Origin of the sequence: Mesorhizobium sp. M0140, assembly GCF_040322475.1 — a bacterium.
GTDB lineage: Bacteria > Pseudomonadota > Alphaproteobacteria > Rhizobiales > Rhizobiaceae > Mesorhizobium.
Genome location: NZ_JAMYTM010000012.1, coordinates 107,432 through 132,182, shown reverse-complemented (window position 1 = coordinate 132,182; position 24,751 = coordinate 107,432). Strand labels below are relative to the sequence as shown.

Below are 24,751 nucleotides of genomic sequence, written 5' to 3'. Positions count from 1 at the left end.
GGGCGCGAACCGGTTCACACTGCTTTATGGGCAGGTCGGCAGACGAGTGGGGCAAACACGAGCAGCGTTCCATCGGGCGCCCATGCTATCCGCCGAGCCGGAAATACTTGGCAGTGGCTGAGAACTGAGATCCGTTGGTCTCGATTTCCTCGAGAATTTTGGGTAGCAGCGCCGAGGCTGGCGTCGGCGCCGAGAATGCGGCCGCCTCAATATCCTGGGGTCCCGTGATCACCATTATGATCTGCGGCACGGCCTTTCCGGCGGCCTTGTCGGCGGCGCCGAGGCCAATCGGGATGCTGAAGGTGGCTTTGTCCGACTGTGCGACGATGCGATCGTCGAGATTAAACACCATGCCCTTGTGATCGATCAGCAACACGCTGGAAATGAGCCCGCCACGCGTCACCAGCGTGCCGCTGATCGGCGTACCGTTCGGCACCGACGTCCGGTCGAGAACAAGCTGCGGCTTGTCGGCCGCGGTCTGTCCCAGAAAGCGCAGAAAATTGGTGACTTCGCACTGGCTCGGCTCAATGAGGCGGACGCTGATGTCGGGCTCCACATGGAATTTCGCCTGGAAATCGCCCAGCATGCGTTCGAATGGCTGGACCGCTGTTCCAAATCCTTCGATCGCGGCTGCGGTGTCGGTTGGCGAATTCATGGTCGCATAGAAACAGTCGCCGCCGCCGAAGTCGCGAACCCAGGAGACTCGTTGCGCGATGTCGTCCACGGCCGGAGGAATGGCCGGTTTGGGTACGTTCAACGCGACGACAGGTTGGTCCGGCTGCTTGGCCGCCGGTGGCACAGTCTTTTGGCTCTCGGCGTTCGCGGCATCCGTCTGGCTTGCAGTGGGTTTGGGCGCCGGCCCGGCAACCTTGGGTTCTGCCGGCTGGCTGATCTGCGGCTCCGGTTTGGGCTTTGGGCTCTCCACAAACTCTGGCTGGGCCGGCGGTGTCTTTTCGGATGGCTGCTGCGCGTCCGTTGCCGATGACTCCGGGGGGCCCGCGGTTTGCGCGGGGACAGTGGGCTTGGCCGGCTCCGGCGTTTGCACTGCCTTGGCATCTGCCTGGCTTCCAGCCGGCGGCACGCCCGCCTCTGTTTGCGGTTGCGCTTCCATTGCCGGCGGTTTCTCAGATTCCTCGGTCTGCGAAGGGAGTTCGGCGGGCTTGGCCGGCTGCGGCTTTTGAGCCGCCGAGGCATCTGGCTGGTTTTCAGCCGGCGGTACGCTGGCCTCCGGCTGCACGGGCGGAACTGGCTTTGCCGGCTCAGGGGCGTTCGCGACTTTGTCCGTGAGGGTCGGCGCCGAAGTTTCCGGTGTAGGCTTTGACGGTTCGGGCGCGGAAAGCGATGTCTTGCCGGCAATCGGCGTTGCCGGCGTCATGAAGCCGCTCAGATACAGGCCCGCGCCTGAGGCGACAGCTAGTGTCGCCAGGGCAGCGATCGCGATAGTTGGGGTCTTTGTGGATTTCTTGGGCATATCCGCAGTGACCGCGCGCGGAGGGCCGGCGACCGGCGAAGGCAGCGGTTCGGACAAATGCGCGGGCCGGACATGCGGGACGAAGCGCTGCTCGCCCGGGCCCGTTGCCGTCGGCGCGTTGCGTCCCGCGACATTGGATGCCTGGCCGCCCTTGGGATCAGGAGTAAGGGTTTGCCCGGCTGGCCGGTTGCGGGGTGTGATGGACGTCGGCGGCGTTGTTCCTTCGTCTTCGCCACGCGTCATCCTGGCGATATCAGCCATGCTGACCGGCCGGTCTCGCGGATCCGGTTGCAGCATGGCTTCGACAATGTCACGAAAATCGTCGTCGATATCAGAGAGGTCAGGCACGGCCCGGCGCTTTTCGATGATCTCGAACTGCGATCCGCTCATGTCGATCGGTTTCCCGCGCAGAGCGGCAGCCAGCACCAGCCCAAGGCTGTAAATGTCGGACTGTTCACTGACGTCGCCGCTGTACAGCCCGAGCTGTTCGGGCGAAACGTAGTTGTACTTTCCCGCGAACTTCCCGCCGATCAGTGTCTCCCCGCCCACGGTCGCCGATCGCGCTATACCGAAATCGATGATCTTTGCGCGGTCGACCCGGCCCCCCGGCAGGATGATATTGTCCGGCGAGAGGTCGCGATGGATTGCTCCCGCTTGATGCACGGCGCTCAGGCCGGATGCGAGGCGATGGCAGAGCTTGCGCACCTCATCCGTCGGCATCGGACCACGTCGCATGATGTCGTACAGCGACTCGCCGTCGACGAATTCCATGGCAAGGTAGGGACGGCCGATCCCGGGATCGATGGTGAAGACGTGGTATCGCACGACCGCATCATGCGACAGGTGGTTGAGGATCGAGGCCTCCTTGCGGAACAAGGACAAGATCGTCTGGTCACGGGCAAATTCGGGCAGCACGATCTTGATCGCGACATGGTCGCCGGTCTGGATGTTGTGGCCGCGATAGACCTCGCCCATGCCGCCGAATGCGATCCGTTCGTCAAGTTCGTAGATGCCGCTGAGCTGCGTACCGACAGCGGTGTTGGCCACTTGCGGCGATATTCGCGTCTTGTCATCGGCGCTCATCAGCCTCGGCCCTCCGCTCTGGACAGATCAGGGTGGAGCGATTGTCCATTGCGCCCGTTCCCAATCTTAACCAGCACAATGGTGACATTGTCCGTTCCGCCTCGCGCCAGAACCGTTTCCAGCAGGTTTTCTCCGGCCGCCTGAGGTGTAGCCGACACGACGGCGGCCTCGATCTCGGGGTCGGTGACATGTGCCGTCAGCCCATCGGTGGCCAGCACGAAAATGTCTCCCGGCATCAGTTCGCCCTGCTGGAAATCGATGACGAAGTCGTCACTGACCCCGATCGCATGTGTGATGACATTGCGGCGTGGCCAGGTGAGCGCCTCGACCGCGCTGATCATGCCTCGATCCAAGAGTTCCTGCACTTCGGTGTGGTCTTTCGAAATCTGCGAGATCGCGGCGTTGCGGATCAGATAAACCCGGCTGTCGCCCGCCCACAGGCAGGCAAATCGTCCGTCCATCGCCAACAGGGCGGCGACCGTGGAGCCGATGGTGATGCCGCGCGATTCCGATATGCTGCGGATTTCGGCATTGGCCCGGCTCAGCCTGTCCTCGAAGCGGGCCCGAAGATCGGGTGCCGAGCTCGCGATGCCGATTGTTGACAGATGATCGACGATACTGGCGGAAGCGACCTCTCCGGCGTCATGTCCACCCATTCCGTCGGCTACCACCCAGAGGCCAGTTTGTGGCTCGACTAGATAGCTGTCTTCATTGAGCTCACGGACACAGCCTTTGTGGCTCACGCCGAAGCTTTCGATGGAAAGGGCGACAGTATTCAAATTGCCACCAAGCGCTTTTCAAGCGTCCTTCTGCGGCGCACCTTTGGACGCTCGCTGGCGCCACTTTGCCACAGGCTCGAACATTAAAGTACCGAAAACTAAGGAAAACCGGGGTTTGAACTCTGGTCAGCGGATCGGCGCCATGATCAGCAGATCAAACCCATCTCAAAACGCCTTGGGACAGCTGAATCCGGAAAGGGCCGGGAGGAAGAAGTGGTTGGAGCCTGAACCTGTCTGGAGCGTATAAGTAACGTCGCGTCCGCCAATCACGAAGCGTGCTTGCATGTTGCTGTCGTGGCCGGTGACGGCAGCCTTGTCCAGAAGTCGCTTCAGGGCCCACGGCCCTTCGAACTTGATGGCGGATTCGCGGCCTGGCATCTCCGGCGTCAGGCTCAGACTGGCGGATCCGGAAGCCGCGCCGCTCGGCCAGGTCACTATGCTCGGCATGTTGCCCGCTTGGTTGCTCTGGACGGTCTGGCCGTCGACATCGAGCACCGCCGCATCGGCATCGCCATGCAGTGAGAAGGGCGTGAAGGTCACGCTCACCGAGGGCACCGAACCGCCCTGGGGAAAAAAGGCGCTACGGATTTCGGCCGCCAGCTGGAAGTTCTTCAGCGTCGACTTCGACAGGTCGCGGCCGAAGCGAGCATCCTGTTTCCAGCTCCAGTCCTGACCGGTCATATCGATCAGCGATGCGAGGTTCTGTGCGAAGAACCGGTCCATCAGCCCGCCCGGAGCGAACAGTTTGGCGAAATCCGCCATCGCGATGTCCTCGGTGCCATTGCGGGCGAAAGGATAACGGCCGTTGACCGCCGCCTCGCAGGGCTGTGTGACCGTCTGGTCGAGCATCTGGTTCAAATTTGCCACCGAGGTCTCGGTGACGTTGCCTTCAAACTCGTCTGCCGTCGCATTGACCATCCGGCCGAGTTGCTTGGGCAGTCGCGAGACATTGGCGCGAAGGGTGGCTATCTGGAGCTGCAGGTTTGCGTTGACGCGTTCCGTCTGGGAGGGGACGTCGGTCGCCAGTTGCAGGCTCTGGTAGATATCGCGGAAATTCTGGGTCAAGGCATCGATCGGGCGGTGTCCGGCAGCACCGCTCACCAGGGCCTGGAACGGCCTGAATTGCGCTTCGATGTTGGCCCCGGGATTCTGGTTTTGCGCGCTTAAGGATCCCGTGCCGGCACGGGTTTGCGATTTTCCGGTGGCGATTTGTATGCCGATGCGAGCCAGACCCTTGGCCACGCTTGCTGCGTCCTGTAACTGGCCCGCGCCGCCTTCAACCCCGGTGGCTGAGTCCTTGCCGGAAGCAGCGTCCCGCGTCAGAGCGGTTTCGTCGGCGATCGCCGTAAACAGCAGTTCGATCGGCGAGGTTGGCGAGGCGACGGCGGAAAGCGCGATATAGCGCGGCTTGTCCTTCAGCATCGCCTTGAATTTCAACCCGTCGAGAACGCTGTTCCACGCCGTTGCGAACTCCTTGCCATAGCGGTCGAGAAGTTCGGGACCGAGCTTGGGCAACTCCTGATCGATGCCGCCTTGCTCGCCGCCGCCACCGAGGACCCACTGGTCGTCGACGAGCGTCTGGGCAATGCGCGAGAGTTGCACGAGATAGAAGCTGTTGAAGCCGGCATAAGTATAGAGGCCGGGAACACGAAGGCCTGACAGATCGCCGCCATCGACCCGCTCGAACAGTAACGGGGCTTCCGGGCCGCTTTTCAGGGAAACAGAAAAATCATCCAGAGCTGCCGCGTATACTGCGGATTTGACCAAAGCCGAGGCACGGTCGGCAAGGCTCATGCGCCCGAGCGACCGTTGAGCGGCTTGGACGAGCGGCTGGTTGAGTTCGAAAACCGGATCGTAGGCGTCGTCCAAGGCAAGCATGGCACCCAGGTGCTTTTCGAGATGCTCGCGTCCTTCGCGGTTGTTTTCACCTGGATACCGGTTCTGCTCCCAATCGTGCTTCATCCAGGAAATGATCAACGCGTCGTCGACCTTCGGCGCCTTGCCGCCAAGCATCAGGTAGATTTTCAACGGCTCGTAGAGCGCGGCGGGATCGGCCATCCTGGCCTGGATCGTCCGCTCGGCCTGGATCAGCAGGCGCGATCGGAACATTCGTTCCAGCGCTTCCCGGTAAGCCGTCTTGGATGCCGAAAGAAGTCTCTCCCGCTGGCTGAGGCCGAACGTCTCCTCGATCGGTGTCGGCACGTCGCCGGTTTCGAACCCAGCCGGCAGATTGCGCAACTGGTCGAGCGGGCCAATGACGTTTTCGAGGTCGACATCGGTGACCTCGGTGCTTTTGAGCAACGCGTCCGCCGTCTGGCGATACTGGCTTATGGCCTGCGTGGTGGAGGCGATCAGCGACCTGTTGGCTGTGAAGCTCAGGGCTAGGGTGCCGAGGGCCGCCGCAGCGATCAACGCGATGGCGCCAAGGCCGGCGAACCTGGCGATCGTTGCACGTCTTACAGCTGATTTGTCATACGAAACCCATCCGGATTCGGCAAAAATGACGCCCGTCAGCAGATCGTGCAAAAAGAAGCTTTTGCCGGTTCCGGAAAGATGGGCGCGGGGGCTGCTGCCGAAATTGCGACCGATCGCGCCCAACACCTGATCGATTGGCGTTCCCTCTTGCGTGCCTGAAGAGAAGTAGAGTCCACGCAAGCTGACATTCACCTGGCTGCGGGTCGGATCGAACAGGCTGGCGATGAAATTGGTAATTCGCTCCTTCAGCGCGCCAAACTGCGCCGGAAAGCCAAAGATGGATATACGCGCGACCGGATCGGCCTCTTCCTGGAGGCGGTCAGGCATCTCCTCCACCAAGCGTCTTGCCAGTGCATCGAATTCGGCCGGAGCCTCGGCGGCCATATTCTTGTTGCGATCCGTGGTCTGGAATGTCGCGCCCCAGACCTTGCGCCGGCGCGGCTCGTCGAAGCCGCCGAAGTAATCCATGAACCCTGAAACCAGGTCGGCCTTGGTGAACAGCAGGTACACGGGAAACTGGATTTTCAGCGTCTCGTGGATTTCCCGCAGACGACTGCGTATCTCGACGACGTGAGCGTCAAGCTGCTGATCGTCGAGGCTGACGAGGTCGGCGAGGCTGATGGCCAGGATGACGCCGTTTATCGGTTGCCGTGCGCGGGCTCTCTTGAGCAGTGACAAGAAGGCAAGCCAGCTCTTCTTGTCGGTCTCGGCATTGGAATCCTGCGTCGTGTAGCGTCCGGCTGTGTCGATCAGGACGGCCTGGTCGGTAAACCACCAGTCGCAGGAGCGTGTTCCGCCAACGCCCGCAACTGGCTGGGCATCACCCGAACCGGCCAGCGGAAAATTCAGACCCGAATTGACCAGCGCCGTTGTCTTGCCGGCACCGGGCGGGCCGATGACGATGTACCAGGGGATCTCATAAAGGAAATTGCGTTTGCCGCTCGACCGCTTGAGCGCCGCCACGGCCTCATTCACGCGGGCCTCGAGCACCCGCGAGTCGTCATCGCGGTCGTCATTGTGTGTGACCACGGTTTCGAGTGCTTTTTGCGCTTTTCTCGCTTGCCAGAAACGCAGGCCGTAGAAAAGCGTGAGCGCTGCCACGATCACCCCGATGATAGTCGCGCGCAGCCAGGCAGGCCCGAGAGGACGGGTATCGGCGAAGCGGATCAAGGGTCCGGCAAACCACACTGCCGCCGCAAAGCCGGCCAGCGCAATCATGCTGAATATCCGCAGCAGCCAACGCGTCATGGCCGCTCCCGACTGGCCGTGCTCACAATGTTTCCTCCTTGGCGATCATCACATCGACACGGCGGTTCTTGGTGCGGCCTTCCGGCGTCGCATTGTCGGCGATCGGTTCGTCCTCGCCCTTGCCGTCCACCGTTAGTCGCGAAGGATCACTGAACTTCGGTGCCATCATTGCTTCGACGGCCTTCGCTCTGGCGACGGAGAGATCGAAGTTGGACTTGAATGGGCTCGATTTCCGCGGCTTCACATTGTCCGTATGGCCGACAATCCTGATCGGTCCGCGCTCGGGTTCCAGAGCCGCGGCGATATCTGCGGCAATGGGCTGGAACTCCGGCTTCGCCTCGGCCCTGCCGGACTGGAACAGCAGGAGATTGTTGATTTCCACAACGATGAAGTCGCCCTTCGTGCCGATGGTCAGCCCGCCGCCTTCGACTTCCTTGGCCAGTGCCGAACGGATGCGATCGATCTGCGTGGTTGTGGCGACGGGTGGGACGATTTTCGCCGGCTCCGCCAACGGCGCCACGCTGGCCCGTTCGATGGTAATCGGCGTCGATGGGTTGAGCGCCAGCAATTCACCGGCGGCAGCGTCGCCTTCGTTGGTGATGAAGACCCGCAGTGCGAAGAACGCAGCAGTCAGCAGCGCCGACACGGCTGCCGCGACGACCCAGAGCGGCAGGCGTGTCGACGGCTGCGTCATGGTCGACGCCAAGCCCTGCCAGTGGGGCGAGATGTCCGCGTCCGCGCGTGCCCTGAAATAGCGAAGCGTTTCGTAGACGTCGCGCCGAACGCGTTCGAGATTGCTGTCTTCGCGCGTCAGGCCCCGGTACTGGCCCTCGAACCCCAGCGACAGGCAGACATGCATCAGTTCGAGCAGATCGTAGTGTGCCTCGGGACTGGCCAGGACCTTGTTCAGCGCTTCGAAGAAGCCTGTGCCGCTGGGCTCGACGTGAAAGAACTGCGACAGCATGCTGTGCTGCGCCCAAGTATCTTTCTGTGGCCAAGGCAGGTTGCCGACGAGATCGTCGGCGGTTTCGCAGAGGATGAATTTCGCAATCCGCGCATCCTCTTCGGCAACACCTGATTTCTCGACTGTCCTGTCGAACCTATCGATCGCCTCAGTGACATGTTCGGCCAACGGCTCGGCTTGTCTCTCGACGGGGATAAGCCTGAACTGGCCGAACAGCATCAGCAATGGTGCGGCCGCGGCAAGGATCGGGTTTGCCGCGGAATATCTGACACTGTCCGTGACATTGAGCAGGGTCTCCTGCCGTAGAGCTGCCTCGGAAGCGCCGCTTCCTGCCGAAGCGGAAGGGGCTCCTTGATAAATCACTGTCCCGGATGCCCAGCCCGGCGGTGTATGCCGGCCGATGCCGGGATCGAATACGGTCGAATCCTTGATCTGCGAGGTTTGCCCGTCATCCGCGACGGGCACTTGAGGGACCGGCGCCGGTTTTCGCTCACGCCGTGGAGGGGCGCGAATGACGGTCTTGCCAGCCGGGCCGAAAGGATCGTCCTTCGAACTCATGGACGATCGTCCGTGCAGGCGGTGTGCCCGCGACTGGGTGAGACAGGCGCAAAACGGTTTCTCGTCAGGTGAAGGAAACGCAACCCCTGCCGACCCTGACAGTGTCCGGAGGAAGGTAGGCTATATCTTACTATCCCGCCGAAAGATGACATTTGCCGCAGACCCCCAGGTCGATCAGCCTTAGCCGCTTAGCGAATTGTCGTATGCGATCGTAATCTTACAAACTCTCGATTGGAACCGGATGCCGCGCACCAAAGAGGTTTTCTTCGTCGACTTCAGCCTCGCATCCCCCTTTGGGCCTGTCTATTTCTGCTTGTCGGCCTTGGCATAGGCCTCGCTGAAATAGGCCAGGAATATGTCCAGCATGCCGTTCTCGTGGGCTTCCTCCATGGTTCGCCAGGTCGCGACAAAAGCGTCCCAGGCCTGGCTTTTCTTAGACGAGAACGATGTCGGGGGGAGTTTCTTTCCGATCGCCTCGGGCGACAGATCGTCGAGCAGCCGCGACAGCGCAGCTTGCATGGCGGCATAGGTGGCGAATTCGTGCGTCTTGAGATCGCGGAATGCATCTTTGATGCTGCGCCTGGCATCCAGATAGCCGGCCCTGCGGCGGGCGAACATGATTTCGAGGATGTCGTCGGTTCCCGGGCCGAACTTCAGGGGGTTGTTGTCGGCGGCGCTGATCATCGTCCGTTGTGTGCTCTTGGCCAGTATTTTCGCGGCCGTGCGCGCTTTCAAAAGCATGGTCAGTTCCTCGACCACAGTCCGCAGGACCGTGCCGATTTCGGCGGCAACTTCATGCGGATCGCGCGATTGAAGCAATTCCGGCGAGATGCCGGCCGCGATCGCGATTTCCCGCAGCACTTCGTCTCTGGTCGAGGGGAGAGGCGGTTGCGACGAGAACGCCGGAGCCGGAACCCGCTGCCCGGAATGTTGCTCCGAAGGAGTGAAGAACGGCTCGGCGGCGAATTCGAGCGGCCGGCCTGTCGCGGCCGGCATTTCTCGTTGTGTCGAACTGATATGGCCTGTCGTGGCGGGCTCGTCGTCGATCGATACGAAGATGACATGGCGGCCGATCAGCACCCGGTCGCCATGGCTCAGCCGATGCGGGCCGGTCATGCGCTGGCTCGATCCGTTGATGTAGGTTCCGTTGCGCGAGACATCGTGCAGCCAGAAAGCGCCTGCCTCGTAGCGAACCTCGCAATGCCGGCCGGAGATGAACTTGTCGGGGTCCGGCAAGGTCCAATCACAAGCCTCGCGTCCGATTTCGAAGCCGCGATCACGCGCCGCGTAACTGGTCGAGATGCCCGCAGGCAAGGCGTCGACATTGTTGATTTGCAGACTGATATACATCGAGGATCGCCGTCGAACGCTGATCGATACTCCACATTCTAGCAGTTTGCACATCCAGCAGGACAGCGGCGTTTCGAGCCAATGCATCGGCAGGGTAAGGTTTTTCCGCTGTGCATCTCTTTGGTCGGCCGGACAACATGTGGTAGGCTCAACATAGCCTGGTGCGGCGGGCCAAAAAGTTCCTGGATGCGGGAACTTCAAACCCACTGCCGGCGGCCGCGTCCAGGAGGGGCACGACCCATGCCGAACGAACGTGCCACGGTTGTGCAAACACCGGTTGGCGCCGAGCTGTTGACCTTCACGCATCTTGTCGGTCGCGATGAGATCAGCCGTTGTTTGGCCTATACGGTAGGGTTCGTCAGCCCCAGCCCCGATATCGATCCGCTGAAGATGCTGGGGGGTGTCGTTTCGGTGGAAGGCGAATCCGATCCGAAACGTTGGTTCAGCGGTCTTGTGTCCGAGTTTCGCCTGACCCGCATAGAAGACCGGCTGGCCTACTACGAAGCGGTCGTCAGGCCGTGGCTCTGGTTCCTCGGCAACACCACCGATTGCCGTATTTTCCAGAACAAGAGCGTCGTCGACATCGTCAAGGACGTCTTCAAGAAATACAGCACGGCGGAGTTCGATCTGCGTCTGCAGGGTTCCTACCCTCCGCGCGAATACTGCGTACAATATGACGAGACCGATCTGGATTTCGTCCAGCGGCTGCTCGAGCATGAAGGCATCCTGTATTTTTTCGAGCATGACGAGGGCAAACACACGCTTGTCCTGACCGATGCGATGAGCAAGCTGAAGCCGGCGCCGGGCTACGAGAAAGTACCTTATCATTTTGAAGGGCAGGGCTCCCGGCGCGATGTCGAATACATCACCGAATGGATACCGGGCAGTTCGGTGCGTCCGGGCGCCTATGCCCACACCGACTATGATTTCAAGAAGCCGGGCGCCGACCTTATGGCCAAGTCGGCCCAGCCGTTCAGTCACAAGCTGGCCGCCGGCGAAAACTACCGCCAGCCCGGCGCGCATCTCGAAGTCGGCCGGGGCGACAACCTGGCCGCGATCCGACGCGAGGAGATCCAGGCCGTCCACCAGCGTATCGCCGCGGTCGGCACCGTGCGCGGCCTGTTTTCGGGCTGTACGTTCAAGCTCGATGGCTTTCCGCGCGAGGACCAGAACCAGGAGTATCTGGTGGTCAGCGCCGAATACAGGCTGTTCGATCCGGGATACAGAAGCCATGCCGACGTCGACAGCGAGAACTTCAAGGTGATCCTGGGCGTGGCGCCGACCGCCTTGCCCTATCGTCCGCCACGGATCACGCCCCGACCGATCATGCGTGGGCCGCAGACGGCGACCGTGGTCGGTCCGTCAGGCCAGGAAATATTCACCGACAAATACGCCAGGGTGAAGGTGCAGTTCCACTGGGATCGCCTGGGCAAGAAGGACGAGAACAGCTCCTGTTTCGTGCGGGTCTCACAGACCTGGGCCGGCAGCGGCTGGGGCTTCATCCAGATACCGCGCATCGGCCAGGAGGTGATCGTCGACTTTATCGAAGGCGACCCTGACCTGCCGATCATCACCGGCCGGGTCTACAATGCCTCGCAGATGCCGCCCTACGGGCTGCCGGCGAGTGCCACGCAATCCGGCTGGAAGTCGGACTCCTCGCTCGGCGGCGGCGGCTACAACGAGCTGATGTTCGAGGACAAGGCCGGCTCCGAACTGGTCAATTTCCAGGCGCAGAAGGACCACAACCTTCTGATCAAGCATGACCGTACCAAGCTGGTGCAGCACGATCAGTCGGACCGCATCGACCACGACGCCAAGCATTCCGTCGGCCACAACCTCGACGAGGACGTCGGCAACAACAAGACAGTCAAGGTCGGCGTCGACCAGACAACCGACATCGGCAAGAACGATACCGAGACGGTGGGCGTCAACCGCTCGCTTACGGTTGGCTCGAACGAGACGATCGGCATCGGCGCGAACTCGACGGAGACGATCGGGTCCAATCACACGCAGACCGTCGGGTTGATCCAGACGATCACCGTGGGCGCGGCGCGAGTGGATTCAGTGGGCGCAGCGGAAACCCGAAGCGTTGGCGCCGTCCAGACGAATCAGATCGGCGCATCGCGCTCGATGACAGTGGGGGCCGGACAGACTCACACCATCGGAGCGGCGGACAATTGGACAATCGCGGCCGCGCAGAGCGTGAAAATCGGCGCGGACCAGAGTTTCGCCATCGGCGGCGCGCAGTCGTCGCAAATCGGCAAAGGCAGGTCGGCAAAAATCGGCGCTGACGACGCAACCGATGTCGGAGGCGGGCACGCGCTCAAGGTCGGCAAGGGCAGCGGAATCCAGATTGCGGACGACAGCTCGATCAAGGTCGGCAAGAACCTGGTGATCGAGGCGGGTGACTCGATCACACTCAAATGCGGCTCGGCGTCGATCACGATGAAAAAGGACGGCACCATTGTTGCCGACGGCAAGGACATAACGCTCAAGGGCAGCGGCAAGATTACCGTCAAGGCCGACGGCGACGTGATCGTCAAGGGAAGCACCATCAACAACAACTGAGGGCGTCATCATGGAAGTGCTGGATCGTATCGACGGCGTCGTGATCGGCCTGCTGATCGGTTTCGAGGGCGGGGCACCGCTTGTTGTCTTCGTTGGCAATCCGCGCGAGACGGCGATTGCGGCGCGCAGCCTGACTGAACTGGACATTTCGGCGATCGGTTCAGAACTGGCCCTTCTGTTCGAGGAGGGTGATCCAACGCGGCCGTTGGTCGTTGGACGCATCGTCGATCCGGCGCACAAGAACAGGGAGCTGAAAGTCGCTCGCGAAGGCGACCGTGTCGTCATCACCGGAGACGAGCGCATAGAACTGCGCTGCGGCCTGGCGTCGATCATTCTGGAAAAGAATGGCCGCGTGACCATTCGCGGCAGCCAGTTGACGAGCCAGGCCAGCGGGACCAACCGTATTCGCGGTGGGGCCGTGCATCTCAATTGAGGCGTTGCCTATGCACCGCGTCGCGACCATCGCCGCCATCGTGGATCAGCATGCCGAGGACGCGGCTTTCCTGTGGCTGCGCCGTCGTCGGGAGATCGACGGTCCAATCCTCGACGAAACCGATATCGGTCGCATAGACCAGCGTCTCGAAGCCAATCTTGAAGGGCTCATGGCAGCCGGCAAGGCCGGTTGGGAAGCTGCTCAAGCGCGCTTTGCTGACTACGCCGAACCAGGCGAACTTTTCGTGCTCGGCACTCTGGCAATGCGTTGGAGCGATGCCAAACTGGTAACCTCCGCAATCGACGCCGGCGTAAGCGTGGGTGAAGCCGGCTTTTCAAGCTTGTCCGCTGCGATCGCGCGCACGCCGCGCGATAACCTGCGTCCCTTCGTGGCGCAATGGCTGGACACAAGCGATGCGCGACTACGCTGCCTTGGGCTGTCTGCGCTCTGGCATCACCGCGTCGATCCGGGACCGCGCCTGCATGATCTGGCCAGCCATTCCGACGCGAACGTCCGCCGGCGCGCCGTTCGGCTCGCCGGTGGGCTCGGGCGGCGCGACCTGCTTCCGGCAGTCCTGGCTGGCCTTGATGGCGAGACGGCGAGAGAACGTCTTGCGGCCGCCTTCGCCGCTTGCCTGCTTGGTGAGGCGCGGTCCGCGCACCCAGTGATCGACAAGATCGTGCTGACGGAGACGGACCAAGCGGAGGCGGCGATCGAGATACGCCTGCTGACAACGCCGCCCAAGGCCGCGAAAGGTTGGTTGCAGACGCGCCTCGGCCAGCCCCTGCTACGCGTGGCGGCAACGGCGTCGATCGGCCTGTTTGGCGATCCGTCGGTGATGCCCTGGCTGATCGAGAAGATGCGCGAACCGGAACTTGTCTTTGCCGCCGGGCTGGCGATGCGCGATCTGTTCGAGGTGGATTTCAACGACACCGACCTGTTCACGATAGACCCGGCCGATTTGGGGAAGGCGTTTGAATCTCTGAACCACAGCCCGTTGCCTGTCGCCGATCGCGTTGCTGCTTGGTGGGACGAGGGACGGGGCGGGCGCGGCCGCACGCCTTTCCATTCGATGCGCCGGTTGCGGCTCGACGCGTTGCGCGCGGCCATCGCGGCAACCGATACGCCGCTGACCGATTGGCGCAGGACGCGCCGGTTCCCGGCCTGGATGTAATCTATCGGCGGTTCGCCCGCGCCACGACGGCGGCGGCGCGCAATCCGTTCTCGGATGCGACTTCGCACATGGCAATCGATCCCGGCGCATAATTCTGGACAAGACTGTCGGCGGCCAGCATCAGCGCCAGCGCGCCGCTGGCCGCGCCGGTGTCGCCGACCGTCATCGCCGGATAGGCCGTCGCCATCAGGGTGCGGTGCGTGCGATAGAAGCGCGGTCGGGCAATCAGCATCTCCCAGCCATGATAGCGCTCGCCATTGCCGTTCGAGACGACGAAGTCGATGTCGGGTTCCGATGGTCCCGATCCCGAAACGGCGTCGCGCAGCGCGCCGAGCATGGCGCGGCCCTGGCTGTAGCGCTCGGAAAGGATGCTGTCCGTCTCCTGGGCCATGCCGATGCCATGGATAGCGGCCACGACAGGCTCGCGGCCAGGTTCCCGCAGCAGCCGCACGAAGACGGCCGCCTCGCCAGGAACCAGTCCTTGGGCGTTGTCCGCGCCCTGTAAACGTCCGGTCCGGCTGAGCCGGCCGAGGTCGGTGTGGTTGACGAGGCTGTCGACGCCACCGAGCAGCACTTGTGCGGCGCCTTGATCCTCCATCAGTGCAAGCGCCCGTTCTATCAGTCCCACACTTGCCGCCGCGCCGCCGTCGATGACGCACGAGGCGTGGTGGAATCTCAGGCCTGTTGCGTCGACAACCGCGGCCAGGAAATCGCGCGCCGGAATATCAACGAAAGCCGGATGGTTGCGAAAGCTCTCCGGCGTCGTGATGAGCAGCGCGGTGGCCGCCGCGACCCCCGGCTCGCCCGCGCCGAGCGCTTCGTTGATAGCGCGGGCGGCCATGTTGACCAGCCATTCGCCTTCGTTGCGGCGCAGATGCCGGTGAGTGGGTATGCGCGCGACTACCTGTGGCACTCCGAACGGTTCGGCGAGCGTGATTTCCTCGAAGGCCGAAAGGCTCGCCCGAATGGCTGCGATCGTTTGCCGCGCGTTCAGCCCGGCGGGCGTGACGGCGCCGCCGCCGGCGACGTAGAGCGGCCGCTTCATGGCTGCCACACGGCGCGGTCGACTGTGCCGTCGCCGCCACGCGGGCTGAGATAGCTCTTGCGCTTGCGCCGGGCCACGAGAAAGGCGGGCGTGACATGGCCGAAGACGATTTCCCGCAGCGCCGGCGTGTTCCGTTTTGTCACGTGTGAAAAGCGCGCTTTCAGTGTGACGCGCCACAGATCCGGCTCGACAATCACCGTGTCCGCGGCAAACGGACGTTCCTCGACCCGGTCGTCATAGATCAGCCGCACAGGCGCAACGATGCGCGGCAGGCGGAAGTCCCAGCGGCCGTTCGGTGTCATGCCGATGATCGTGACAGTCTCACCGCCATGGATTGCCGGCAGGTGCTGGTCCGCCGGGGCGCACAGATTGTAGCGCGGATCGAAATCCCCGGGAGGCAGTGGCCACTGCGTGTCGATCCAGGCTTGGTCGTAGGTGCCCGCGAGCGGCAGTCTCGGCATCCAACCCCGCCCGAGCGGGCCGAAGCTGGCCGGTCTGGGCCGATCGGAGGGACTGAGATAAGGTTCGGCGGGGTAGGTGACATTCGGGGCTTGTGTTCGCACTGCCGGATCGGCGGACGAGGCATGGTGATAGCCGACGCCGACCGGGTTGCGTCGGTCAAGCCGGCCATCTGGCAGCGTCCCACCATAGGCGCGCTCGTAAACGATCGGCATGGTTCGGAACAGGGCCGGCGCACTGTAGCCGCCGGCATCGTAGATGCGGTCTCCGACAACGTTGAGCACCTTTTGCAAGCCACCGACGCGGAAACCGACCTGCATCTCCGCCACCGGACGGCGGTTCGGCGCGTGCGCCGAACCGTTGACAAGGATTTCGGCGGCCGGCTTATGCGGCGCAATATCGGCTTCGTAGCGATTGGAGGAATTGGCTGGATCGCCGAACGGGATATCCCAGAGCGCGACCGGCATCTGGTCTTCGCAGACGTCCAGTGCCGGTGCGCCGTCGAGCGCATCGAAGCTTGCCGAGAACATGACGACCAGGACTTCCTGGCCGTCGGCGTCGAGTTGCACATGTGTTGCGGTGGCGAACGGCGTGCGATTCTCGATCCCGACCGCGAACGCCATCGCTCAGCACCAATTGCCGTGTTCGTCGAGGCCGATCGGCCAGTAGGGCATCGCGGTCAGCAGCGTCGCATAGTCGTCATGGCCGCCCTGGATCAGCCACTCGAGAAGTAACACTTCGGGAGGCACCGCACTCGACGCGGAACGCCGGTTTTCCTTGTCGCACGCGAGCCAGTACTTGCGCACGAGCCAGACCACCCTCGGGTGGCCGGCGGGGCCGGCAAGCCCCTTGGCCTCGATCGTTCGGAGGATTGCCTCGCCCATCGGCAGGCCGGTCTCCATGCGCTCCTCGACACTCGCGTTCCATGTCTCGGACGCGACAGCGAACACGTCCACGAAATCGAGCAGATAGGCGGCGAACAGGCTGCGATGTCCAGCCGAGCCGGTCCCCGGCGCCGTCCCTTCCGCGCGGCCTCGGACGTCACCGGGCGCGCGCAGCAGCCGGTAGGTCCCGTTCTGGATGTTGTGGTTGACGAGCAGTGCCATCGCTCAGGACTCCTCGAATTCCGGATCTTCCCCGATGGGAATGAAGTCGAACGGCCTCATGAAGTCCGCCAGCTCGGGCTCGGTGTCGCCCAGCCAGGAGAGGAGCAACGTCACGGGTGGGACCGGCCCGTCCCCCTCGCTCCCTTCGGACAACTGCTTGGCCTCGGAGCCCCACATCTCGCTCCTCCCGGGCTCCGGCCCGCCGCCCGAAAGCAAGTCGTTCAGTCGCGTCGTTTCGAAGTAGTACTTCCGAAACAGGGCAATGACCCGAGGGTGACTCGCTGGTCCCGCCGGCCAGCGGGCGTCGACAAGCTCCCTGTTGACTTCCTGCGCACGAAGGTCATGCCACCATTCCAGCAATGGTGGCACGACGATCTTCAACTCGTCTGTCCAACGATCATAGATGTCTTGATACGTTATCGAGATCATTTCATATCTCTATATGCCCAGGCCGCCAATGTGCTTGTTCATCGCATCGTAAAGCTCGCGGCGATCCAGTGCGCGCATATCCTGGGACTGCTCCATGCTGTGAGCATGACAATGCGGCTGGCACGGAAGGTCGCGCATCCGCTGGGCGAAGCTGCCCGGATCGTGGCACGCTCCCATCTCCCACGCGGTCTTCTGCGGCGGCTGGTGATCGGCGATCATCGTGACCTTGCCGTCAGTCTGCCTTTTGATTTTCTTGTCAATGTCCTTCAGCGCCTTGTCCTTGGCTGGGCCTGAAGCCCGACGAAGGATGTTGGCGCGGTCCTTCTTGCACTGCCAGCAGGTCTGCCCCTGCACGGAAGCGCGCTGGGTCTCGGTCGTGGGGGTATAGTCCTCCGAGTACTTGTAGTCGCGCGGGCAGTCTTCCTTCATCGCGTCCTTGCCCAGCACCACCGAGAAGTCGACCATGGCGGACACGTCGACCGTGTTCGGCAGCGGGCTCGCGGTATTCTGCTCCATCGGATCGCCGTGGCGGCAGACTCCCTTGCCCTCGACCTTGACCGTGAACGACCAGAGCTTGAACGAGCCCTTACCCTTGATGCGATGGGTGACCACGCCGGCGCCAAGTCCAGGCGTGGCCGCTTCGTTGCCCGTACTCAGCGCCACTTCGGAAGAGTTCTCCAGCGCCGTCGGTGTTCCCTGCACCTTGACGCTCTTGCTGCCTTTGATGAGATCGCTGGCCGAAAGCATGTTGACATATGGAACCGGCACCGGTCCCGCTGGCGGCGGCGGCGGGCTGAGGCAGACGTCGCCCGGCGCGACGCCCTTGCCGCCGCTTGCCTGGTGGAAGAAGCCCATCTTTTCGGCGTAGACCGTGTTACCCATGGCTCAGGACCCCGCCGTCTCCGGCGATGCCGCGCATCGCGGGCAGGGCATTTTGAGCAAGGTCGTGGATGTCGGCGAAGCCGAACTCCCTGACCTCCCAGTCGTCGCTCCAGAATGCGATCTTGTCGGTCGCGGCGGCGGCGCCCGGAGGTGGCAAAATCTGAAGGCTTTCGGCCAGCCGGGTCTGCGCCCAGTAGTTGTCGACGCAGTTCTGAAGAAGCGAGGCCACTGCATCGTACCACGGGTCGCCCGGCTCCGGCGGGGCCCCAAGCCGGACGATGGCGAACGGATAACGGCGGCCGACGCGATCCTCGCTCATGCGCCAGACGCCGGCACAGGGCTGGTCGCCGAAAATGCCGCCCTTGACGATGAAGCGCCAGACACGCGAATCCAATTCCCCCTCGTCTGGCCTCTCGCGCAGTTCCATCGACATCCACCGGTCCCAGCGGTCGATGAACGCTCGCGGCAAGTTCGCGGCGACAAAATCTCCGGTCGCCGGAATCTTGCCGAAGAAGCCGGTGCTCATATCTGCGGCGGACATGAGAATTTCTTGAACATTTGCAGGTTGTAAGGGTTTTCGACGCTGGCGGCCTTGAGCTCGAAATCGGCGTACATGCCTTTCGTGCCCAGCCGCAGGCTGTAGACATCGGACAGCGAGGTTCCAGTGAATCGGCCGCTGCGCAGCATCCTCAGCCACGCCCAGCTGCCGGTCTCGTTGAGCATGATTTCGGGCGAACCATCGATGGGCTGGAAGGCGAGCGAGATGACCCCGGTGCCGTCCTTGCCGGGCCAGGTCATCGGTTGCGGCCGCGTCGCGTTGTTGAAGTAGACGAGGGTCTGGCCATCGAGATTGAGCGTTACGCGCGTGACGTTCGGAGACAGGTCCTTGGGTTCCAGCGTGAAGCTCATCACCGGTCCTGTACCGCCGGGAAAGAGATCGTCGCGTATCCGCCTGGCCTGCTCGAAAGCCGCCAGCGCCGAAGGGTCGAGGCCGAAATCGGCACGCCATTTCCACGGCTGGCTGGCGGTGTCGACATAGCTGATCAAATGGTCGTTGGTGAACGCGTCGATCAGGCCCGCCGGTCCGAACAGGCGGGCGAAGTCGCGGACATTGACGTCCACCGCGCTTTCGGGACTGAACGGATAGCGGTCGTTGAGCGCCGCCTGGCAGAAGGGCAGGATGTCGGCGCGCCAGATGGCGTTGAGCTCCGAGGTGACCGCCTTTTGCGTCAACCCGCTGGTGTCGCCGGCGACACCGCCGAGCCAGTCGTCGACCGGGTCGGGCAGGATTTGCGCTTGCCTTGCGACCGCCCCCGTCAGTTCGGCGAGGCCGCCTTGCTTCTTGATGGCATCCTGGGGATCGGGATTGGCCGTGACCGTCTGCAAAACGTTGGACAGCGCCGTCAAAGCCACCACCGCGGCGTCGAGTGCTGGCGGCTGGCCGTCGACCTCGGCAATAGCACCTTTGAGCGGCTTGAAGTGTTCGGCCACCAGGTTGCCGGTAAGATCCACCTCGTCAGCTGAGCCCGCGCGTGGAAGCAGCTTTGCCCCCGTTTTGACGATCTTGCCGAGCTTGCCGAGTTTGCCGAGCAGTTTCGAGCCGCCCTTGGCCGCCGCCTTGTCGTCGGCCGGCGCTTCATCGGACCGGGTAAGCTCGGTCTCCTGAACGACCGCCGTGAGCAGGCGTTTCAGCGCTGAATCGGCGCTGGAAAGATCCTTCAGATTCTCACTGGCGACATTGAGGTCGCTCAACGGCGCCAGCCTCATATCGCGCAGGAAGCTGTCCCACTGTGCGATATAGTCGTCGTAGTAGAGCTTCAGGATGTCCTCGGACAGCGCCGACACGGACGTTTCGGAGTTCTCGGAGCAGCCCCCGGCGAAGACCGCCCGATCCAGCGCCGCTTGTGCTGCCACATCCTCGATCCGGTCGAGAACGGCGTCATGGAAGCCTGCATAGGTGAATGCTCCCGAAATGCCGACGCGAAGCGTCTTGCCGGAGCGACGCGCAAAAACCTTGGCGCCGTTGGGACCGGCGAAATTCGCCGGAATCCATTCTTTGAGCCCGGCCACTACCGGATCGGCCAGCAATTGCTTGTAGGCACGCGCCGGCAATGAAATCGTGCATACCGTTTTCAGCGCTTCGGCAACCAGCGCCTGGTCGGGCTCGATATAGCTTTCGTCGACCGTCATCCGGCGGATGGCCGCAAGCTGATGCTCTTCGGCATCGGCGGTTGGAAATGGTGCTGCGGCCGCGAATTCGGGAAGGCTGTTGACCCACCAGTTCTGGGTGTAGTCGGGATCCATCTGCGACAGACCCGTCATCATACGATAGGTCTTGAGAGCGCCGAGCATGAAATCCGGATCGCGGATCTGCCGCCACATGGTGGCCTCGAGAAGGGCCACCATGTGCGGCTCAAGCACGTTGCGCAAGGCGTGATCGTAGGTGTCGGTCTGAGCCCGCACCAGTTCCGCCGAGGCCGATGGCCCTAGCAGATCCTGGACAGCGGCCGGCGGTGCTGTCCGGGCATTTGAGACCGCGTCCATTGCCTCGAGCGCGCCGTCGATGGCAGGCTGCTGCACCGATGCCGGGTTTGCGGCAGCCGAGGTCAACGGCGTCTGCAGCGCTTCGAACTGGCTTGCCTGGGCCGAGATCGCATTGCGGTTGTCGTAGTAGGACCAGGCAAACACCGCACTGGCCAGCAAGCCCGCTGTGGCACAGGCAGCCGCCGCGCCCCGCCAGATCCAGGCGCGGCGGCGTTGCGCCAGCGGGTCGAACGTACCCAGGCCTGCTTCCTTGAAGATGACTTCGGTGAGCAGGTTCTTCAGGAAGAAGCTGCGTTTCTCGACCCTTGGTGCGGGCAGGACCCGCCGTGGCGGAAGACCGAAAGACGACGACAGCGCCGCGGTCAGTCGGTCGATAGGCGCCCCTTCCTGAGTCGCCGACGTCAGGTAGAGGCCGCGCAGCCATGCAGCCTCTTCATACCGGCTTTCGCCGAACATCGCCTCGACCAGCACCTGGATCGGTTCGGACAGGCTTGCGAGTTGGGCAGGAAACCGGAAGATCTCTGCACGGGCGGCGAGTTTTTCCTCATCCTCCAGGCGCGGCACCAGCCGCCGCTCCAGCTCCGTCGCCAGCGTCGAAATTTCGCGTTCGATGGTCTTGGCATCCACGCGCGCATCCAGCGCGAAGGTCGTTCCCCACACCTGCTCGCGCGAGGCGGTGGACAGACCGCCGAAGAAGGCTTCGAAACCCTTGATCAGATCGGCCTTGGTCAGCATCAGATAGACCGGAAGGCGGATTTCGAGCCGGTCGTTGAGCTCGGCCAACCGGCGGCGGATCTTGCGGCCGTGCGCCTTGATGGCTTCGTCGCCCTCCGAAAGCACGTCGATCGAAAGCGCCACGATGACGCCGTTGAGCGCGCGGCGGCCGCGATGCTTCTTCAAAAGGTCGAGGAAGCCCAGCCATTCCGCCGCGTCCACATCGGGCTGGCTCTCCTGCTGCACATAGCGGCCGGCGGTATCGATCAGAACCGCGTTTTCGGAAAAGAACCAGTCGCAGTTGCGGGTGCCGCCGACCCCTTGCAGGTCGTCGGTGAGGTCGATCGGAAAATTCAGTCCGGACTGCCGCAGAGCCGTGGTCTTGCCGGTGGCCGGCGGCCCGACGATCACATACCACGGCATGTCGCGCAGAAACTTGCGGCCGCCCAGCTTGCGGCGCTTCAGTTCGGCCATCACCTCGGCGAACTTGGCACCCACGGCAGCGACGTTCTCTTCGCCGGGGCTCAGCGGCTTTTCCACCGCGGGCGCGGCAATGTCGGCGACGAACAGGCGGTTGGCGCGGATCGCCCGGCGCTGGGCGACGATCAGCCAGATCAGCCAGAAGATGACCAGCAGCGCGATGATGACGATGCGCACATTTTCAGAGGCGAACGGTTCGTAGGCACCGACCCTGACGATCGGACCGAACACCCAGATGACCAGGGAAAGCAGCGTGATGCCGATCAGCGTCCACAGCCAGCGCGATGTCAGAACCGCCCAGAGGAAGCGCAGGATGAACATCTCACAGCCTCTTTTCGACAAGCACCTCGGCGCGGCGGTTCAAGGCTCGCCCCTGGCGCGTGCTGTCGCTGGCCACTGGATCGGTGGCCGCGCGGCCCTCGGAATGGACGCGGTCCCGTGGCACTCCGTTCTGGACCAGCATGTCGGCAATCGTCTGGGCGCGAGCCTCGGACAGCCGCTGGTTGGTCGACAGCGGATTGGTCTTTTGCAGAGGAACGCCGTCCGTATGACCGATCACCGTGATGTTTCCGATCAGCTCCTGATTGGCGAGGATCACCTTGGCGATCGAACCGATCAGAGGCTCGAAGCCTTCGGTCAGTTGTGGCCGCGACGACTGGAACAGTTCGGGGTTGGAGGCCTGGATGATCAGCTTGGCCAGCGAGACGCTCTCGGTGCCGCTGAGGGCGGATCTGAGGTCGGCCGGTGCACCGGCCTGAAATTCCGGCAACAGCGCAAAATCCACTTTCTCCGGCGGCGGGGCCTCGACCTTGGGCGACGTACGGCTGATGTCGCCGCGTGCAGGCGGCGGCAAGGTGCGCACAAGTGCGGAAAGCTCGACCGCCTGGCTGCTCAGTCCCATCGAGAGCCCGATATGGATCGCTGTGGAAACAACCGCCGCACCGAGCGCCATGACCCAGATCGGAACGATGAAGCGCTGCGGCTCGTCGGATGCGATCACGCCCTTCCAGTTTGGCGACAGTGGCGCGCCTTCAGCGTCGGCATCGCGCAGGAAGCGTGCCGCCGCCACGCGAACGGCATTGAGCGAACGGTCGCCTGATCGCCCAGGCACGCGATATTTGCCGCGGAAACCGAGCGCCATGCAATCATACTGCAGTTCCAGCAATTCGCGATCGCGGTTGGGATGGCGTTCCAGTTCGTCGAGACGCGTGAAGAACTGCGTGCCGGCATCGACATCGCCACGCAGCATGACCACAAGCGGCTGCCGAGGCCAGGCGCTGGCCCCACCCCAGGGCGTGTTCAGAGCCAGATCATCGAGCAACGCCGCCACGATCCAGGCTGCCTGGTCGGCCCTCTCCATCGAGGATCCCGTCGACATTGCCATGTCGCGTGCCCGAACCAGTTCTTCGAGCAATCGGGTGCGCAACGTTTCCGGATTCTCCGGCGGCAGCGCACTCTCGAGCTCGGGAGCGAACTCGAGCAAGGGTGCGAATGCGTTGACAAGCGCGTTCGGGTGGGTCCGAGACCGCTTTACCACCGCCCCCGGCAACAGCGGCGCCATCGGTCGCGGCATCGGCGCGCCGGTCAGTCGTATGCGGGTGCGTTCGCGATCATCCGACAGTCCGAACGGATCATCGCGGCTCATGATCTCACCTGTTCACCGAATAGCAGTCCACCTGCGGCTCGCTTGGCAACACGCCCGAAACGCCGATGACAAAGCCGGGAGCATCGAGCAGCGAGGCCCAATGCTCGCTTTTCTGGTCCAGCTCGAGGCACAGCCGATCGCCATCGTAGGGGATCTCGCGCGGCTGGGAATGAAGCGGTTTCAGCGGAATGCCGGGCAATCGCGATTTCCACAGGCCCTCGAACTGGTCGGCCGAGCCGACAGTCGCCTGATTGACGAATATCTTGCGCAGCGCGTCCTCCGACAGCTCCGAACCGACCCGGATGACGATCCGGCTGGCCACCAGCAGCTTCGGGTTGTCGATGCGGATTTTCCAGACATTGGTCGAATGCCGCATGACAGGCAGCGCACGCGATTTAGGCTCGATGTAACGCAGGCTGAGGATGAGCGAGCGCAGCGCATCCGCCAGCGCCGAATAGGCGGGGCCTGGCGCCATGTGATCGTAAGCGGGTAATTCGCCCAGGCGCCGCGCGCTCGATCCGTAGGTCGCCATCGAACCAGCGAGCCCGGCAAGTTCCAGGTAAAGCTCGGCCGGATGGAAGACATCCTGCGCCAGCATGTGGGCGAGCCGCGGACGCGCCGCATTGGCGAGATTGAGCATCAGCAGATCTTCGACGCTGCGCCCAGGCCCGCCCATGACCATCTTGCCATGCGCCTCGGCGATCTGCTCGAGGCCTGTGACAACTTCCAGAAGCAATTGCCGATACCAGGCCACCGCGCCGGTAATCAGTGTCGGCGGCAGGAAGGTCTCGTCCAGAGAGACGCCACCATCGGCTCGAACCCCCTTGAGGTCGGCTATCGGCAAGGCTGTGTAGCCACCGACCGACTTGCCGGGTGCAAGCAGCAGCGCCTGCGGACGGGCGATCTCGATTTCTTCAGGATCTGAACCGCCCTGGACGGCGTCACGCACCGAAACGACCCGCCCGTGATAGCGTGCTCCCGAGGCGGCTGCGTGTGCCGGATCGAAGCCGACACCTCCCGGAGGCTCCAGAGGCAAGGCCACCAGCACCGGCCCGGCGCTCGTGTCCGGGGTGACCGGCAATGGTCGCGGCGCGTCCATCATGTCTGGAATGGAGAAAGGTGTTCCGTCCGGAAAGATGCCCCGTGCGGACAGGATCGAGATCTGGCCGGCCTCCAGCAATGCCTGATCCAGCGTCAGCTGCTGGAAGCCGAACGTATGCAACTGCCCGGCCTGCAACGCGCCGCGCACCGTCGCCTCGAAAAAGCGATCCTGCTGCTGGAAATGCTGGGTCCGGAGAAACAGACCTTCGGACCACAGCACCCTGTTTGCATCGCTCATGCCGC

General features: G+C 63.1%; 17 protein-coding genes. 3 read left to right on the top strand and 14 right to left on the bottom strand.

The window, feature by feature from the left end; all coding sequences use genetic code 11:
* Positions 1–85: 85 nt before the first annotated feature.
* From NKJ37_RS14870 to tagH, 5 genes are all read right to left on the bottom strand, one after another.
* The gene (locus tag NKJ37_RS14870) at positions 86–2,554 is read right to left on the bottom strand and encodes a serine/threonine-protein kinase (RefSeq protein WP_023809164.1); all 2,469 of its coding nucleotides are present in this window, start codon (positions 2,552–2,554) and stop codon (positions 86–88) included.
* Positions 2,554–3,333: a PP2C family protein-serine/threonine phosphatase gene (locus tag NKJ37_RS14865; protein ID WP_023809163.1), complete on the bottom strand. Its 780-nt coding sequence runs from the start codon at positions 3,331–3,333 to the stop codon at positions 2,554–2,556. The genes NKJ37_RS14870 and NKJ37_RS14865 overlap by 1 nt, the downstream gene beginning before the upstream one ends.
* 165 nt (positions 3,334–3,498) lie before the next feature.
* Complete coding sequence (gene tssM / locus NKJ37_RS14860; protein WP_023809162.1) at positions 3,499–7,056, bottom strand: type VI secretion system membrane subunit TssM; 3,558 nt, start codon at positions 7,054–7,056, stop codon at positions 3,499–3,501.
* A gap of 22 nt (positions 7,057–7,078) precedes the next feature.
* Complete coding sequence (gene tssL / locus NKJ37_RS14855) at positions 7,079–8,578, bottom strand: type VI secretion system protein TssL, long form (protein ID WP_023809161.1); 1,500 nt, start codon at positions 8,576–8,578, stop codon at positions 7,079–7,081.
* Positions 8,579–8,881: 303 nt separating this feature from the next.
* On the bottom strand, positions 8,882–9,928 hold the full coding sequence (tagH, locus tag NKJ37_RS14850) for a type VI secretion system-associated FHA domain protein TagH (RefSeq protein WP_352609940.1): 1,047 nt from the start codon (positions 9,926–9,928) through the stop codon (positions 8,882–8,884).
* A gap of 240 nt (positions 9,929–10,168) precedes the next feature.
* Between tagH and NKJ37_RS14845 the strand changes: the two genes are divergently transcribed.
* The 3 genes from NKJ37_RS14845 to NKJ37_RS14835 are packed head-to-tail and all read left to right on the top strand — an operon-like array spanning position 10,169 to position 14,103.
* Positions 10,169–12,496, top strand: a complete 2,328-nt coding sequence (locus NKJ37_RS14845; RefSeq protein ID WP_023809159.1) for a type VI secretion system Vgr family protein — start codon at positions 10,169–10,171, stop codon at positions 12,494–12,496.
* A gap of 10 nt (positions 12,497–12,506) precedes the next feature.
* Positions 12,507–12,929: a DUF6484 domain-containing protein gene (locus tag NKJ37_RS14840; protein ID WP_378978123.1), complete on the top strand. Its 423-nt coding sequence runs from the start codon at positions 12,507–12,509 to the stop codon at positions 12,927–12,929.
* A 10-nt stretch (positions 12,930–12,939) separates the two neighbouring features.
* On the top strand, positions 12,940–14,103 hold the full coding sequence (locus tag NKJ37_RS14835; RefSeq protein ID WP_023809157.1) for a hypothetical protein: 1,164 nt from the start codon (positions 12,940–12,942) through the stop codon (positions 14,101–14,103).
* Position 14,104: 1 nt separating this feature from the next.
* Here the strand turns inward: NKJ37_RS14835 and NKJ37_RS14830 are convergent, their stop codons facing one another.
* The 9 genes from NKJ37_RS14830 to tssK are packed head-to-tail and all read right to left on the bottom strand — an operon-like array spanning position 14,105 to position 24,746.
* Positions 14,105–15,148 (bottom strand): hypothetical protein, encoded by a 1,044-nt coding sequence (locus tag NKJ37_RS14830; protein WP_023809156.1) that lies wholly within the window; start codon positions 15,146–15,148, stop codon positions 14,105–14,107.
* Entirely contained in the window at positions 15,145–16,230 is a 1,086-nt protein-coding gene (locus tag NKJ37_RS14825) for a DUF2169 family type VI secretion system accessory protein (RefSeq protein WP_050592625.1), read from the bottom strand. The genes NKJ37_RS14830 and NKJ37_RS14825 overlap by 4 nt, the downstream gene beginning before the upstream one ends.
* Positions 16,231–16,233: 3 nt before the next feature.
* Positions 16,234–16,713: a hypothetical protein gene (locus tag NKJ37_RS14820; RefSeq protein WP_023809154.1), complete on the bottom strand. Its 480-nt coding sequence runs from the start codon at positions 16,711–16,713 to the stop codon at positions 16,234–16,236.
* A 3-nt stretch (positions 16,714–16,716) separates the two neighbouring features.
* The gene (locus tag NKJ37_RS14815; protein ID WP_023809153.1) at positions 16,717–17,142 is read right to left on the bottom strand and encodes a hypothetical protein; all 426 of its coding nucleotides are present in this window, start codon (positions 17,140–17,142) and stop codon (positions 16,717–16,719) included.
* Positions 17,143–17,151: 9 nt separating this feature from the next.
* Entirely contained in the window at positions 17,152–17,997 is an 846-nt protein-coding gene (locus NKJ37_RS14810) for a DUF4150 domain-containing protein (protein ID WP_196815287.1), read from the bottom strand.
* A 19-nt stretch (positions 17,998–18,016) separates the two neighbouring features.
* Positions 18,017–18,565, bottom strand: a complete 549-nt coding sequence (tagF, locus tag NKJ37_RS14805; protein ID WP_023809151.1) for a type VI secretion system-associated protein TagF — start codon at positions 18,563–18,565, stop codon at positions 18,017–18,019.
* On the bottom strand, positions 18,547–22,083 hold the full coding sequence (gene tssM, locus NKJ37_RS14800) for a type VI secretion system membrane subunit TssM (RefSeq protein WP_352440780.1): 3,537 nt from the start codon (positions 22,081–22,083) through the stop codon (positions 18,547–18,549). Before tssM (NKJ37_RS14800) ends, tagF begins: the two co-directional genes overlap by 19 nt.
* A 1-nt stretch (position 22,084) precedes the next feature.
* Positions 22,085–23,407: a type IVB secretion system protein IcmH/DotU gene (icmH, locus tag NKJ37_RS14795; RefSeq protein WP_023809149.1), complete on the bottom strand. Its 1,323-nt coding sequence runs from the start codon at positions 23,405–23,407 to the stop codon at positions 22,085–22,087.
* 4 nt (positions 23,408–23,411) lie between these two features.
* A complete protein-coding gene (gene tssK / locus NKJ37_RS14790; protein WP_023809148.1) occupies positions 23,412–24,746 on the bottom strand; it encodes a type VI secretion system baseplate subunit TssK in 1,335 nt (444 codons plus the stop codon).
* Positions 24,747–24,751 lie beyond the last annotated feature (5 nt).